Source organism: Streptomyces sp. JNUCC 64 (assembly GCF_054484115.1).
In genome coordinates this window covers 168,649-182,956 of the sequence record NZ_CM137015.1, presented here as the reverse complement: position 1 = coordinate 182,956, position 14,308 = coordinate 168,649, and the positions used below count along the sequence as shown (strand labels likewise).

Sequence of the window (14,308 nt, the reverse complement as noted above, 5' to 3'; positions counted from 1 at the left end):
GGGCAGCGGTCGGCGCTGCCCGCCCCCGGCTCCGGTCATCTGCGGAGGAAGGGGGAGCAGGTGTACGGCCCGATCGCGGGCCCCTCGCCGTCCAGGGTCACCTGGACGTCGTCCGGCTGGACGTCCTGGCGCAGCGCGGCCTGGGCACGGGCCAGGGTGCACACCCACTGGCCGTTGCGGAGCACGTCGTCGGCGGGGAAGGCGGTCCCCGGCGCGTGGAGGGTGACCCGGGCGCGCGAGGCGGTCACCCAGTAGCCGCCCGTGGTCTCCACGAGGTTGGTGAGCCCGCGCTCCTGCTCGGCGGGGGTCGGCCCGGAGAGGAGCAGCTTGGTGACGTCCTGGACGTCGGAGAGTTCGCGGTCCGGGCGGGAGACCCCTTCGAGCCGGGCGTCGCGCACGTAGTAGAGCCGGGCCGCCGTGGCGAGGCCCTTCGCCGGGGGCCCGGCGTCCAGCACCCCGGTGGGCGGCACTCCGCAGCCGGTGAGCGCCAGGGCGAGGACGGCGGCCGGGGCGGTGCGGCGGGCGGGGATCACGGCTGGTCCTCCCGGGGCGCGCGGGGCAGTCGCAGGGTGAACAGGGCCCCGCCGCCGGGGCGGTCGGCGGCGGTCAGGGTGCCGCCGTGCAGCCGGGCGTTCTCCAGGGCGATGGCGGTGCCCAGTCCGCTGCCCTCGGAGCGGGTGCGGGCGGAGTCCGCCTTGTAGAAGCGGTCGAAGACCCGCTCGGCGACCTCCGGGGGCAGTCCCGGGCCACGGTCCGCGACCTCCACCGTCACCCCCTCGTCCCCGGCGGTGAGGGTCACCGTCACGGGCGGGGCCCCGTGCCGCAGGGCGTTGCCGACGAGGTTGGCGACGACCACGTCGATCCGGCGCCGGTCGACCGTCGTCCACAGCGTCCCGGGGGCCCTCAGCTCCACCCGCTCCGACCAGCCCCGCAGGGCGAGGGAGGAGCGGACCGTCGCGGACAGGTCGGTCTCGGCGGCGACCAGCCGGGCCGCCCCCGCGTCGAAGCGCGACATCTCCATCAGGTCCTCCACCAGCCGCGCGAGCCGGGCCGTCTCCGCGCTGACCCCGCGCGCCGCCCGGGCGGTGTCCGGTGGCAGCCCGTCGGCGTCCTCGTCCAGCACGGTCGTCATCATCGTCATCGCGGCCAGCGGGGTGCGCAGTTCGTGGGAGACGTCCGCGACGAACCGGCGGGCCTTCTCCTCCTGGGCGCGCAACTCGCCGACGGACCGCTCCAGGGCGTCGGCGGTGGTGTTGAAGTCCCGCGCCAGATCGGCGAGTTCGTCCCGACCCCGGGCGGGCACCCGGGTGGTGAGCGCGCCGGTCGCCAGGGCGCGGGTGGCCCGGCCCAGCGCCCGTACCGGGCGCAGCACGGTCCGCGCGGCGAGCAGGGCCAGCAGCGCGGCGAGCAGCAGCACCGGGACGATCCCGTCCCGCACGGTGTCCAGCAGCCCGCCGATCTCCGCCCCCTCGGCCCGCAGCGAGACGACGGCGAAGACCTCCAGGCCGGAGTCGCGTCCGGTGTCGAAGGCGACCGGCGTCCCCACCACCAGGTACGGCTCGCCCCGGTGCCCGACCCGCTGGAGACGGGCCCGGTCGCCGGACCGCACCGCCGCCCCCAGACCGGTGCTCACCAGGGACGCGGGGGCGCGCGGGCCGGAGATCACGCCCAGCTCCTCGTAGCGGACCACGACGGTGGCGCCCGCGCCGAGCCCGTCGGCGACGTCGTCCGCGAAGGCGGTGAGCGAGCGGCGGTCGGGCGGGATGTCGAACTCGGGCGCCAGCAGGTCCACCCGTTCCCTCAGCTCGGTGGCGAAGGCGTCCTGGGCGGAGCGCAGCACGGCGTTCCGGTACTCCCGGTACGCGAGGGCGGTGGCGGTCGCCGCGCTGACCAGGGCGACGAGGACGAAGGCGACGAGGAGCCGGGTCCGCAGCCCGCCGAACAGCCGGGACCCGGCCCACCGGGCCCGTCCGGCCCGGCGGTCCCCGCGCGCGGACTTCCCGGGGGCGGACACCGGGTCGCTCACAGCGGCCCGAAGCGGTAGCCGAAGCCCCGGACGGTCTGGACGTACCGGGGCTTCGCCGGTATGTCCTCGATCTTGGCGCGCAGCCGTCCGACGGCCGCGTCCACCAGCCGGGAGTCACCGAGGAAGTCGTGCTCCCAGACGGAGACCAGCAGCTGTTCGCGGCTGAACACCCGGCCGGGCGAGGCCGACAGTTCCAGCAGCAGCCGCAGTTCGGTGGGCGGCAGGGCCAGCGGAGTCCCGTGCTTGGTGACCACGAGCCCGGACCGGTCGATCCCGAGCCCCGCGTGGTCCTCGCCGCGCTCCGGGCGGGCGGCGGAGGCCGTCACCCTCCGCAGGGCGGCCCTGATCCGGGCCTCCAGCACCGGCGCCGTCACCGGTTTGACCACGTAGTCGTCCGCGCCCGCCTCCAGCCCGGTGACGACGTCCGCGTCGTCCCCGCGCGCGGTGAGCATGATCACCGGGAGGGCGGCCGACCGGCTCCGGATACCCCGGCACACCGCGAAACCGTCCATGCCGGGCAGCATCAGATCGAGGACGGCCAGCTCCACCCGGCTGCCCACGGGCCCGTCGAGCGCCTCCAGCGCCTCCTCGCCGGTGGCGGCGACCGTCACCTCGTAACCGTGGCGGCGCAGCACCAGCTCGGTGGCGTCCCGGACGGACGCGTCGTCCTCGATCAGCAGAACATGCGGCATGCGCTCGATTATGGGGCAGCGCTGACCAGGCCAGACGCCCTCGCGGGGCCCGGGAACGCGGTCCGCGCCGATTGTTACGTCCCCATCATGCGGCCACCACGCCCCCACCATGTGACGGCCCGAGATTGGGCCGCATGCGAACCCACACACCACGCCTCGCGGCGCTCGTCGTCCTTCCCGTCCTCGCCCTGACCGCCGCCTGCGGCGGAGGCGACGGCGTCCGGGCGGAGCGGGAGGTGGCCTCCGTCCCGGACGCCCCCGCCACCGGCTCCGCCACCCCCGCGAAGAAGAAGAGCGGCGACGGCTCCGCCGCCCGGGCGGGCAAGAGCGCCTTCTACGACGCCCAGCTGACGTACGTGCGCTGCATGCGGACCAAGGCCGGGGTGAAGGACTACCCCGACCCCAAGCTGAGCGGCCACCTCGACTGGAAGGCCATCAACGAGATCCGCGACCCCGACGGCATGGGCGAGGACACCAAGGGCGGGAAGAACGGCGTCTGCGGTCCGGAGCTGCGGGCGGCGGCGAACCTCCAGCCCGAACGCGACCAGCAGAAGGACTTCGAGTCGATGCTGGCGCACGCCAAGTGCATGCGCGACAACGGGGTCTCCCGCTTCGCCAACCCGGTGATGTCCGGCGGCAACGCCATCCCCGGCGGCGAACCCGACCCCCTGGACCCGGCGATCAAGGAGGACTCGCCGGTCTACGAGGAGGCCTGGGATGCGTGCGAGGACAAGCTCCTCGACGGACTGGACGGCATGCAGTGAGACGTCGCACCACCGTCGCCGCCCTGGTGGCCCTGGCCGCAGCCGGGGGCGTGGCCGCCGTCGCGAGCGGCGCCCTGGACGGCCGGGGCACCGGCACCGGCGCGGGCGGGGACCGCCCGCCGCCCGCCACCACCACCGTCACCCGCGCCGACCTCGTCCGCTCCAAGACGGTCGACGGCACCCTGGGCTTCACCCAGCGGCGACCGGTCAAGGCCGCCGTCGCGGGCACGGTCACGGTGGCCGCCGTGGAGGGCCGCACCGTCACCCCGGGCCAGGCGCTGTACGAACTCGACGACAAGCCCGTCACCCTGCTCCGGGGCCCGGTGCCGATGTTCCGCGAGATGCGGGACGGGCACCGGGGCAGCGACGTGCTCCAACTGGAGCGCAATCTGCGCGACCTGGGGTACGGCGCCGGACTGTACGTCGACGTCCACTACGACGAGGCGACCGCCGCCGCCGTGAAGCGCTGGCAGAAGTCCCTCAACCGCGTCCCCACCGGCCGGGTGGGGCGGGGCGAGGTCGTCTTCCAGCCCGGTCCGGTCCGGATCGTCGCCGTGGACGCCGCGCTCGCCGACCAGGTCGCCCCCGGGGAACCGGTGCTCACGGTCTCCTCGACCCGGCGGGTCGTCCTCGCCGCCCTCGGCCAGGACGACGGCGCGCTCGCCGCTGAGGGCACCCGCGCCGAGGTGACCCTGCCGGACGGCGGGACCGCGCGCGGCAGGGTCACCGGCACCGTCCGCCCCCAGGACACCGGAGACGGGGAGGGCGGCGGGGGAGACGGCATCACGGTCGAGGTGACCCTCGCCCGGGACGCGGACGCGGGGGCCACCGGCGCCAAGGGCACCGTCAGCGTCGCGTTCGTCAGCGAACGGCGCGAGGACGTCCTGACCGTCCCGGTCGAGGCGGTCGTCGCACTGCGCGGCGAGGACGGCGGCTACGGCCTCCAGCTCGTCGGGGACGGGACCTCCACGATGACGCGCGTCGAGGTCGGCATGACCGCGGACGGCCGCGTCGAGGTCAGCGGACCCGGGCTGCGCGAGGGACAGCGGGTCGGGACGGCCGAGGGGTGAACGCCCACCGCGTCCCCGACGCCTCCCGCACACCCGGTGCCACCCGGTCCTCCCAGGGGCGCGACGCCTTCCGTACGCCCGGTGCCGCCGGGTCCTCCCGCGCGCCCGGCGCTCCCCGCGCGGCCGACGGCCCCCGGTCCTCCCGCGCCGCCGACGCCCCCCACGCGGCCCGCGCCGTCATCGAACTGCGCGACGCCGTCAAGTCGTACCCCGGCGGGGTGCACGCCCTGCGCGGGGTGGACCTCACCGTGGAACAGGGCGAACTCCTCGCGATCGTCGGCCCGTCCGGCTCGGGCAAGACCACCCTGCTCCAGCTGATCGGCACCCTGGACCGGCCCACCTCGGGCACCGTCCGGGTCGCCGGGCACGACGTGGGCGCGCTCCCCGATGCACGGCTCTCCGCGCTGCGCGCCCGCCACATCGGCTTCGTCTTCCAGCACTTCCACCTGATGGCCGGACGCGGCGCCGTCGACAACGTGGCGGACGGGCTGCTCTACGCCTCCGTACCGTCCGGCGCGCGACGGGCCCGGGCCCGTGAGGCCCTGCGCCGGGTGGGCCTGGGCCACCGGCTCTCCCACACCCCCGGTGAGCTGTCCGGCGGGGAACGGCAGCGGGTCGCCATCGCCCGCGCGCTGGTGGGGGAGCCCCGGATCGTCCTCGCCGACGAACCGACCGGCGCCCTCGACAGCGCCTCGGGCGCGGTGGTGATGGACCTGCTGCGGGAGGTGAACGCCGCCGGAACCACGGTCTGCGTCATCACCCACGACCAGGAGACGGCCGACGCGCTGCCGCGCCGCGTCCGGCTGCGCGACGGCCGGATCGTCTCCGACCGGCGCGCCGACGGCCCCGGGCGGCCGGAGGAGGAGCGATGAGCCCCCGCACCCGCGCCGACGGCCTCGTCCCCGGACGGCTCTCCCCGGTGGACGTCCTGCGACTGGGCGCGGTGGGTCTGCGGACCCGTCGCGCCCGGGCCGTGCTGTCCGCCCTGGGCATCGCGATCGGCATCGCCACCATGATCACCGTGGTGGGGCTCTCCGCCTCCAGCCGCACCGATCTGATGGACCGTCTGGACCGGCTCGGCACCAATCTGCTCACCGCCGAGGCGGGCGAGGGCGCAGAGGCCGCCGAGGCCGCCGGGGGAGAGGCCGCCCGGCTGCCCCGCTCCGCCGTGGCGATGGTGGAACGCGTCGGCCCGGTCCGGCACGCCACCGCGACCGGGCACGTCGACGCCCGGATCCGCCGCAGTGACGTGGTCCCCGAGGAACGGACCGCCGGGGTCACCACCCAGGCCGCCCGGCCGGACCTGCTCACCGCGCTCAAGGCCGAGGTCGACCGGGGCGTCTGGCTGAACACCGCCAACGAACACCTGCCGGTCACGGTCCTCGGCGCGCTCGCGGCCGAACGCCTCGGGGTCACCGCCCCCGGCGCGAAGATCATGCTCGACGACGAGCCGTTCGTGGTCGTGGGCGTGCTGCGCCCCGTCGACCTGGTCCCCACCCTGGACCGGGTCGCCCTGATCGGATTCCCCGCCGCCGAGGAGCACTTCGGCTTCGACGGACACCCGAGCACCGTCTTCGCCCGCACCTCGGACGCCTCGGTGGAGGACGTCCGGGCCGTCCTCGCCCGCAGCGTCGCCCCGGGCGACGAGGGCTCCGTCAAGGTCTCCCGCCCGTCCGACGCGCTGGAGGCGAAGACGGCGGCGGACGAGGGCCTCACCACCCTGATGCTCTCCCTGAGCGCGGTCGCCCTGCTGGTCGGCGGGGTGGGCGTCGCCAACACCATGGTGATCTCGGTCCTGGAACGCCGCCAGGAGATCGGTCTGCGCCGCGCGCTGGGCGCCACCCGGGGCGCCGTCCGGCTCCAGTTCCTCACCGAGTCCCTGCTGCTGTCCCTCCTCGGCGGCGCGGCCGGGGCGGTCCTCGGGGCGGCGGTCACCGCCGCCCTGGCCCACGCCCGGGGCTGGCGCGCGGTGGTCCCGCTCTGGTCGGTCCAGGCCGGACTCGGCGCCACCCTCCTCGTCGGGGTGGTCGCCGGTCTCTACCCGGCGGTGCGCGCCGCGCGCCTCCGTCCGACGGCCGCGCTGGGCGGCGGCTGACCTCCCCCGGGGCCGCCGCGACGGCCGTTCCGGCAAGGGTGCCCCGGGCGCGTACGACGCGTTCCGGGGCACCGTCGCGTCCAGTGGACGGAGGCCCTGGCAAGGAACGCCACCGGGGTGTCCGGATAGGGGCCTTGTCGCGGGCGGAACCCGCGGTTCATGCTTCCTCATGCGTGGTGTCGCCCTTCGCGGATCGCGTTCCCCCCACCCCGAAGGAAGCACCGTTGACGACCGCGTCCCGCGTCCCGGCAACCGCTCGCTCCCGCCATCGCGAGCCCTGTCCGGTCCGCACCCGGTGACGACGGTCCACCACCCCGGTCCGCCGCACCGCGCGGCCGTCTGAGACGCCGGACCGGCACGCCCGCCCGGCCCCCGCACCGCCCGCCCCGACGGGACCCCGCACGCCCCGCCCTCCCGGCGAGGGCGGGGCGTGCCGTGTCCCGCCCCACTCCGAAAGGACGGACATCGTGCCAGTGACAGCACCCGGCGAAGAGGGGTACGAGCCGCGCGCCCGTGTCACGATCGGCCACCCCGCCGTCGTCGTGCCCGAGCAGGTGGTGACCCAGGAGGAGGTCATCGCCGCCCTGGGGGACCTCTTCGCGGAGGTCCCGCACCGGGAACGCGGGCTGGACCTGATGCGCAGCACCACGGTGGAGACCCGCAACCTGGTGGGCGGGCTCACCGAGATGCTCGCCCCGCGCTCCTTCGGCGCCCGCAACGAGCGGTACACGGCGGAGGTCGTCCGGCTCGGCGCCCGCGCCGCCGAACGGGCCCTGGCCACCGCCGGGGTGGCGGCGGCCGACGTCGACCTGCTGGTCTTCGTCTCCTGCACCGGGTACGCGCTGCCCGGCCCGGACGCGTACATCGCCCAGGAGATCGGCTGCCGTGCGACGGTGCGGCGGACGCCGATCCAGCAACTGGGGTGCGCGGCGGGGGTCTCGGCCCTCGCGGAGGCGTTCCACTACCTCCAGGCGTACCCGGACGCGACCGCGCTGGTGGTCGCCGCCGAACTCAGCTCGCTCTCCTTCCAGCGGGAGCGCCACTCCCTCAGCGACTTCATCTCCAACGGGATCTTCGGCGACGGAGCGGCGGCCGCGGTGCTCCGCCGCTCCGCGCCGGGGGACCGGGGCTTCCGGATCCAGGCGGCCCGTCAGCACCTGCTCCCCGGCTCCCACTCGGTGATCGCGGGCACCACCACCGAGGACGGCTTCCACTTCCGGACCGACCCCCGGGTGCGGAGCACCGTCCCCTTGGTCATCCCGGAGATAGAGTCCTTCCTCGCCGAACTCGGCTGGGCCGACGGCGACCTGGAGTTCTGCGTCTCCCACACCGGTGGTCCACTGATCATGGACGGGGTGGAACGCGGTCTCGGGCTCGCCCCGGACACCCTGCGCCACAGCCGCGCGAGCATGGCCGGGATCGGCAACACCTCCAGCGTCTCCGTCCTCGACGTGCTGCGACGGCACCACGAGGACGGTCCGCCCGGCCACGGCGCCCGGGGCGTGATCGTCGCGTTCGGCCCCGGCTTCACCACGGAGGTCATCGCGGGCTCCTGGTACGACGCTGGCCGGGAACGGCGGCTGCCCGGCCGGTGGGAGGCCTGCGCGCCCCGCTGAGACCGGGGCACGGGGACGGGGGCGCGTCACCGGAGGGTGGCGCGCCCCTCGGTCGTTCCACGGGTCCCGCCCCTGACCGTCACCCCCCGGTCGGCGGGGCGGAGTTGATGCGGGGGAGCGGCCGGGTCTATTAATAGAGTGACCAGTCAGTCAATTAACTGGTCGGATCGCCTTTCCCGGAGGGAGAACGCACATGACGGCTCTACGAGGACCAGGTCACCCCGCCACCCGGCGCGGGTTCCTGCACGGGGTGGGCGCCCTGGGCGGCGCGGGGGCCGCCTTCACCGCGATGGGCGCGCTCGGCCTCGCGCCCACCCGGGCGAGCGCCGCCGAGGCGTCGTTCCGCGCCCCCCGCGCCTCCGACTTCCGCCTCTCGGGCCGGGCCGCCGGGAGCGTCGTGGTGGTCGGCGCGGGCGTGGCGGGGCTGACGGCCGCCCATGAACTGCGCAAGGCCGGATACGAGGTGACGGTCCTGGACGCCCGGCCGGGGATCGGCGGCCGCAGCCTCACGGTGCGCGGCGGCGACACCCTGACCGACACCCGGGGGCACACCCAGCGGGTGGACTTCGCGCCCGGCCAGTACGCCAACGCGGGCCCCGCGATGCTGCCGCAGTGGGCGCTCAGCACCGGCTACTGCCGTGAACTCGGCGTCCCGCTGGAGGTCTTCACGATCTCCAACGCCCGGACCTTCGTCCACGACCCCGGGGACCCCCGCCCCCTCCGGCTGCAGACCGCCAGGGCGGACGCCTACGGAGTGGTCGCCGAACTCCTCGCCAAGGTCACCGACCAGGGCCTCCTCGACGGACGGCTCTCCGCGACCGACAAGGAACGCCTGCTGGAGTTCCTGCGCACCATGGGCGGGATCGGGGACCGTACCGACGGCTGGGCCTACCGGGCGTCGCCCCGGCGGCGCGGCTACGCGACGCCCCCCGGAGCGGCGGGCGAGCCCGGGGTCCCGCTGCCCCCGCCGGAGTCGCTGGAGCGGGTGCTCTCCGAGCAACTGGCCCGGCACTGGTACCTGGACGCCGAGGTCGACATGGCCACCACCCTGCTCCAGCCCGTCGGCGGCATGGACCGCCTCGTCGACGCCCTCGCGGACCGCGTCGGACGGCGCCGGATCCGCTGCGGCACCGAGGTCACCTCCGTCACCGAGGGCCCGCGGGGCACCCGGATCGTCCACCGGGGGCCCTCCGGCACGGGCGCGCTCGACGCGGACTACTGCCTGGTCACGACCCCGCCCCTGGTGGCGGCGGGCATCAAGGGGCTGCCCGCCCCGGTCACCCGGCTGCTGGGCGCCTTCCTGCCGGAGTTCCCCGCCAAGATAGCGATGGAGTACCGGGGCCGCTGGTGGGAGGACGACTTCGGCGTCTACGGCGGCCTCACCTCCTACGGCCGGGACGGTTCGCTGTGGTACCCGTCCCACGGCCACCACGGGGAACGGGGCGTCGTGGTCGCCTACTTCGAGGGCGCGGAGCGCACCCTGCACCCGCTGTCCCCGGCCCAGCGGCTGGCCGAGGCGGTACACCGCAACGAACGGGCGCACGGCGCGAAGGCCCGTACCGCGCTGACCGGGGCGGTCTCCGTGCTGTGGGGGCTCGAACCCTTCCTGGAGAGCGGCTGGCAGGCGGCCGACGTCCACCACGAGGACCGGGTGAACAGCCCCGCCCTCCGCCCGCTCACCGAACCCGACGGCCGGGTCCTGTTCGCCGGGGACTGGCTCAGCAACGCGCTGGGCTGGCAGCACGGCGCCATGGCCTCGGCCCGCCGCGCCGTCGAACGACTGCACCGGCACGCCCTCGCGGGCTGACCCCGACCGGTGCCGACGGCACCCGCGACCGTCCGGTTCCGGGCTCCGGCTCCGCCCCCGGCTCAACGCGCTGACCGGCCGCGAACGCGAGGTGATGACCCTGGTGGCGGGAGGTCTGGCGAACGATCAGATCGCGGAACGTGCCCGGCCCGCGACCGCGAAGCCCCACGTCAGCCGGATCATGAGCAAGGCGAACGTCCGGGACCGCGCCCGACTGGGGTGCTCGCCCATGAGCCGGGCCTGGTGCGACCCGGCTGGCCGGGCGGATGAGACCGCGCCCCCGAGGCGGGTGACGCCTCGTCGCCGCGAGACGGTCCGTCGGTTCACCCGGGGAGCGCGGTTCCGCGCCCCGGAGCCCCCCCGCCCCGTGCGGTACCCGGATGCCACCTCCCGGTGCCGGGTGGCGTCACCCCCCCGGCCCCGGGAACGGTGCTCACCCTGAGCGTTCGCCGAGTCCCGTGCCCCGGCGTCCCCACCCGGCTCCACCGGGCCGGGCCGGTGGCCACTCCACCCGTCCGACGGGCGCCGACCACGCTCCGTGGGTCCTCCACCGTCACCGGCGTCCCGTCGCACGCGGAAGCGCCGTGCACCGTGCCGGAGGGGGTGTGACGCCCCGTCCGGCGGGGGACGCGGGGGCGTCCAAGTCCACGACGGGCGCCCCTTGGTGCGCGGGCGGGGCGGCGCGCCCGGGCCGGGCAGTATCCCAATCCGTCATGCGCATTTCAACCGTGGTGATCGGCTGACGCAGCCGGTATGTTGTCGCACGCACAGCGGACACGGGCGTTCGCATAGCGGCGATCCCGCTCTTGAGCGCCCGGGCCGGGAGTGCGCCCGCCACCCCGTCACGAGGGACGGGAGGGCGGGAGACGGTTCCTCGTGCCGTCCGTCCCCCACCCCCGTTGTGCGGTACCCCACTCACCGCCGCGCCCTTTCGCGGCGAGCTGTTCCACCTTCCGCTCCACCTTCCGCGCCCCCGCACCCGCAGTCCCCGCGGTCCTCCCCAACGACCGCACGGCCGGGGCGCGTTCCCCCACTCACCGGTCGCCGTCCCCCGCGCGACCGGACCACGAAAGGTGTCAGCCCTCCCATGCGCGCTACCCACATCGGCGGCCTCGCCGCCGGCACCCTCGGTCTCGCCCTCCCCCTCTCCCTCGTCCCCAGCAGCGGGTTCGCCGCCCCGGCCCCCACCCCGCTGGTCAAGGTCGCCCAGGCCCCCACCAGCACCGAGATCAAGGGCCAGTACATCGTCACCGTGAAGAAGGGCAACGACCCCTCGGCCGTGGCGAAGGCCCGGTCGGTCACCCCCGACCACGTCTACGAGGAGGTCCTCAACGGCTTCGCCGCCACCCTGACCTCCGGCGAACTCGCCGCGCTCCGCGCCGACTCGCGGATCAAGTCCATCGAGGAGGACCAGAAGGCCGTCTCCTCCGCCACGCAGAACAACGCCCCCTGGGGCCTGGACCGAATAGACCAGCGCACCGGACGCAACGGCACCTACGTCTACAACGGCACCGGCGCGGGCGTCACCGCCTACATCATCGACTCCGGCCTCGACACCAGCCACCCCGACTTCGGCGGCCGGGCCCGCAACGTCTTCGACTCCTTCGGCGGCAACGGCCAGGACTGCAACGGCCACGGCACCCATGTCGCGGGCACCGTCGGCGGCTCCACCTACGGCGTGGCCAAGGGCGTCCAGCTGCGCGGCGTGAAGGTCCTCAACTGTCAGGGCTCCGGGTCGTTCTCCGGCATCATCGCGGGCTTCGACTGGGTCCGCCAGAACGCCGCCAAGCCCGCCGTCGCCAACGCCTCGCTCGGCGGCGGTTACTCGGCCGCCCTGAACAACGCGGCCACCGCCCTCGCCAACTCCGGCGTCCACACCACGGTCGCCGCGGGCAACAGCAACCAGGACGCCTGCAACTTCTCCCCGGCGAGCGCGGCCAACGCCCTGTCGGTCGCCGCCTCGGACTCCGGTGACAACAAGGCGAGCTTCAGCAACTACGGCCAGTGCACCGACCTCTACGGCCCCGGGGTGAGCATCACCTCCACCCGGATGGGCGGCGGCACCACCAGCATGAGCGGCACCTCGATGGCCGCGCCGCACGTCGCGGGCGTCGCCGCGCTCTACAAGGGCTCCTACGGCGAGGCGTCCAGCACCACGGTCAACAACTGGATCATCAACAGCAGCACGCCGAACGTGATCCGCGGCAACGTCAGCGGCACCCCCAACCGTCTGCTGTTCAAGTCGACCCTGTGACCTGCGTGACCACGGTCACCCCGGCCTGCTGAGCCGGTGACCCGGGGCCGTCCGTCCCTCACGCCCCGCCGCGCTGGGCCCGCCGGAAGCCGCCCGGTGTGGTGCCGGTGTGGCGGGCGAAGTACTTCCCGAAGTTGGTGGGTTCGGTGAAGCCCAGCCGCCGGGCGACGACCGAGACGGGGTCCCCGGTGTGCGCGAGCAGCCGTTTCGCCTGGAGCACCACCCGGGCGTCGATGACCTGTTTGACCGGCTGTCCGGTAGCGGTCAGACAGGCCCTGGTCAGCGACTTGACCGAGTAGCCGAGCGCCGCCGCGTAGTCCTCCGCGCGGCGGGTGCGGTGGTAGGAGCGTTCCAGCTCCTCCCGGAAACGGGCGTACACCCCGTGCGCGGCGGTGGGCGGACCGGGCGCGCCCGGGTCCGGCAGCCGGTCCACGTGCAGCAGCAGGGCGCCCAGCAGGAACCGGAGGACCTCCGGGGAGACCCGTCCGGGCGGCCGCCGGTACTCGGCGGCGATCCGGGTGAGCAGGGCCGCCACCGGCGCCCGGTCCGCCGTGCCCGACAGATCCCAGCGGACGGGCCCGAAGGGCGGGGCGAGCGGACGGCCGGACGCCCCGGCCGCCGGGGGGAAGTCGGGGGTGAAGATCAGATGCGGCCCGGCGAGTTCCCCGGCCGCGGGGAAGCGCTGCACCTGCCCGGGGCGCACCCACAGCAGGGTGCCGGGGCGGCAGGGGTGGTCGACGAAGTCCACGGTGTGCGCGCCCTCGCCCCGGGTCACCAGGGTGAGGGCGTGGAAGTCGGTGCGGTGCACCCTCCGGAGCACCTCGTCGGGCACCCGGCGGCGGAGCACCGCCAGATCGGTCGGCTCGATGCCGGGCACCGGGGTCCCGGGGGAGTGGAAGCCGTAGCGCGGGATCGGCCCGGCCGCCGGACGGTCCGGGGCGGCGGCGCCCGGGCCGCCCGCACCGGGCGGATCGGCGGAGTGTCCGTTTCTGACCATCATCGGTCGTCAGCCTATCTCGCGGAACGGAACGCCGGCCGCGAGAGTGGAGGGACCGGGCCGACCGTCGGGCCCGCCTACCACCAGCGAACGGAGCGTTCACCATGAGGGGCACCCTCACCGTCGTCGACCGGGGCCCGGTCCGCGTTCACAGCTATATGGCCCCGGACGACAGTCTGAATGTGACCACCCAGCTGATCGAGACACCCGGCCGGATCATCGCCGTGGACGCGCAGTACGCGCTCGGCTGCGCCGACGAGGTCGCCGGATACGCCCGGAGCCTGGGCAAGCCGCTCGACCGGCTCGTCATCAGCCACGCGCATCCCGACCACTTCCACGGCGCCGCCCGCTTCGGGGCTCCTGTCCACGCCCTGGCGGCCGTGAGGGACGGGATCGTGGCCCAGGGTGACGGTCGCGACCCGGGTGGTGAGGCGATCCCCGTCGCGGACATGACCCCGACCCGGATCATCACCCCGGGCACCGAGGTCGTCGACGGGATCACCCTGGAGTTCGAGGCCCACTCCGGTGGGGAGGCCGCCGACGAACTGGTGGTCCGGCTGCCGGACCAGGGCGTGCTCATCGCCCAGGACCTCGTCTTCCACCGCACCCATCTGTTCCTCGGCAACGGTGATCTCGACGGCTGGCGGACGGCACTGGCCGCGCTCGCCGCCGACGACCGCTACGACACCGTCCTGCCGGGGCACGGACTGCCCGCCGGGCGCGAGGTGTTCGCGGAGATGACCCGCTATCTGGACGACGCCCGCGAACTGCTCGGCGGCGACGGCGAGGCGTACAAGAAGGCGATCCTGGAGCGCTACCCCGACTGGCGGGCCGCCCCGCTGGTGGACATCGGCAACCAGTACCTCTTCGGTCCCCGGCAGGACTGATCCGGGTCAGCGCCCCCACCGAGCCGCCCCCCGTCCCCTCCCGCGACACCGTTGACGGCCCGTAGGGTTGACGGCGTGACGACCGACTGGAGAGAGCGGA

The 14,308-nt window shown here is 75.1% G+C and carries 12 protein-coding genes and 1 pseudogene; 9 read left to right on the top strand and 4 right to left on the bottom strand.

Features of this window, described 5'->3' with window-relative positions; genetic code table 11:
* Window positions 1–35: 35 nt before the first annotated feature.
* From ACVWNX_RS00750 to ACVWNX_RS00740, 3 genes are read right to left on the bottom strand one after another with little or no spacing between them, the layout of a single operon-like run.
* Window positions 36–533, bottom strand: a complete 498-nt coding sequence (locus ACVWNX_RS00750; RefSeq protein WP_454411875.1) for a GerMN domain-containing protein — start codon at window positions 531–533, stop codon at window positions 36–38.
* Entirely contained in the window at window positions 530–2,014 is a 1,485-nt protein-coding gene (locus tag ACVWNX_RS00745; RefSeq protein WP_454411874.1) for an ATP-binding protein, read from the bottom strand. The genes ACVWNX_RS00750 and ACVWNX_RS00745 overlap by 4 nt, the downstream gene beginning before the upstream one ends.
* A gap of 8 nt (window positions 2,015–2,022) precedes the next feature.
* A complete protein-coding gene (locus tag ACVWNX_RS00740) occupies window positions 2,023–2,718 on the bottom strand; it encodes a response regulator (protein WP_454411873.1) in 696 nt (231 codons plus the stop codon).
* A 134-nt stretch (window positions 2,719–2,852) separates the two neighbouring features.
* Between ACVWNX_RS00740 and ACVWNX_RS00735 the strand changes: the two genes are divergently transcribed.
* The 8 genes and pseudogenes from ACVWNX_RS00735 to ACVWNX_RS00700 all read left to right on the top strand — a co-directional run bounded on the left by ACVWNX_RS00735 (window position 2,853) and on the right by ACVWNX_RS00700 (window position 12,324).
* Window positions 2,853–3,482 (top strand): hypothetical protein, encoded by a 630-nt coding sequence (locus ACVWNX_RS00735; RefSeq protein ID WP_454411872.1) that lies wholly within the window; start codon window positions 2,853–2,855, stop codon window positions 3,480–3,482.
* Window positions 3,479–4,552 (top strand): peptidoglycan-binding protein, encoded by a 1,074-nt coding sequence (locus tag ACVWNX_RS00730; protein WP_454411871.1) that lies wholly within the window; start codon window positions 3,479–3,481, stop codon window positions 4,550–4,552. Before ACVWNX_RS00735 ends, ACVWNX_RS00730 begins: the two co-directional genes overlap by 4 nt.
* Window positions 4,553–4,731: 179 nt before the next feature.
* Window positions 4,732–5,424, top strand: a complete 693-nt coding sequence (locus ACVWNX_RS00725; protein WP_454415029.1) for an ABC transporter ATP-binding protein — start codon at window positions 4,732–4,734, stop codon at window positions 5,422–5,424.
* A complete protein-coding gene (locus ACVWNX_RS00720) occupies window positions 5,421–6,647 on the top strand; it encodes an ABC transporter permease (RefSeq protein ID WP_454411870.1) in 1,227 nt (408 codons plus the stop codon). The genes ACVWNX_RS00725 and ACVWNX_RS00720 overlap by 4 nt, the downstream gene beginning before the upstream one ends.
* Window positions 6,648–7,114: 467 nt before the next feature.
* Entirely contained in the window at window positions 7,115–8,263 is a 1,149-nt protein-coding gene (locus ACVWNX_RS00715; protein WP_454411869.1) for a type III polyketide synthase, read from the top strand.
* Window positions 8,264–8,456: 193 nt separating this feature from the next.
* The gene (locus ACVWNX_RS00710; RefSeq protein WP_454411868.1) at window positions 8,457–10,070 is read left to right on the top strand and encodes a flavin monoamine oxidase family protein; all 1,614 of its coding nucleotides are present in this window, start codon (window positions 8,457–8,459) and stop codon (window positions 10,068–10,070) included.
* A gap of 55 nt (window positions 10,071–10,125) precedes the next feature.
* A pseudogene (locus tag ACVWNX_RS00705) lies at window positions 10,126–10,340 on the top strand (response regulator transcription factor); the annotation flags it as partial.
* Window positions 10,341–11,157: 817 nt separating this feature from the next.
* The gene (locus tag ACVWNX_RS00700) at window positions 11,158–12,324 is read left to right on the top strand and encodes a S8 family peptidase (protein WP_454411867.1); all 1,167 of its coding nucleotides are present in this window, start codon (window positions 11,158–11,160) and stop codon (window positions 12,322–12,324) included.
* Window positions 12,325–12,382: 58 nt separating this feature from the next.
* Here the strand turns inward: ACVWNX_RS00700 and ACVWNX_RS00695 are convergent, their stop codons facing one another.
* Window positions 12,383–13,324 (bottom strand): AraC family transcriptional regulator, encoded by a 942-nt coding sequence (locus ACVWNX_RS00695; RefSeq protein ID WP_454411866.1) that lies wholly within the window; start codon window positions 13,322–13,324, stop codon window positions 12,383–12,385.
* Window positions 13,325–13,425: 101 nt separating this feature from the next.
* Between ACVWNX_RS00695 and ACVWNX_RS00690 the strand changes: the two genes are divergently transcribed.
* Window positions 13,426–14,208, top strand: coding sequence for an MBL fold metallo-hydrolase (locus ACVWNX_RS00690; protein WP_454411864.1), 783 nt, complete (start codon window positions 13,426–13,428; stop codon window positions 14,206–14,208).
* Window positions 14,209–14,308 lie beyond the last annotated feature (100 nt).

What these genes read in the sequence shown, in the direction of transcription:
- ACVWNX_RS00710 (WP_454411868.1), top strand. Translation starts at nt 8,457, where the DNA reads ATGACGGCTCTACGAGGACCAGGTCACCCCGCCACCCGGCGCGGGTTC.
- ACVWNX_RS00700 (WP_454411867.1), top strand. Translation starts at nt 11,158, where the DNA reads ATGCGCGCTACCCACATCGGCGGCCTCGCCGCCGGCACCCTCGGTCTC.
- ACVWNX_RS00695 (WP_454411866.1), bottom strand. Translation starts at nt 13,324, where the DNA reads ATGATGGTCAGAAACGGACACTCCGCCGATCCGCCCGGTGCGGGCGGC.
- ACVWNX_RS00690 (WP_454411864.1), top strand. Translation starts at nt 13,426, where the DNA reads ATGAGGGGCACCCTCACCGTCGTCGACCGGGGCCCGGTCCGCGTTCAC.
- ACVWNX_RS00735 (WP_454411872.1), top strand. Translation starts at nt 2,853, where the DNA reads ATGCGAACCCACACACCACGCCTCGCGGCGCTCGTCGTCCTTCCCGTC.
- ACVWNX_RS00720 (WP_454411870.1), top strand. Translation starts at nt 5,421, where the DNA reads ATGAGCCCCCGCACCCGCGCCGACGGCCTCGTCCCCGGACGGCTCTCC.
- ACVWNX_RS00740 (WP_454411873.1), bottom strand. Translation starts at nt 2,718, where the DNA reads ATGCCGCATGTTCTGCTGATCGAGGACGACGCGTCCGTCCGGGACGCC.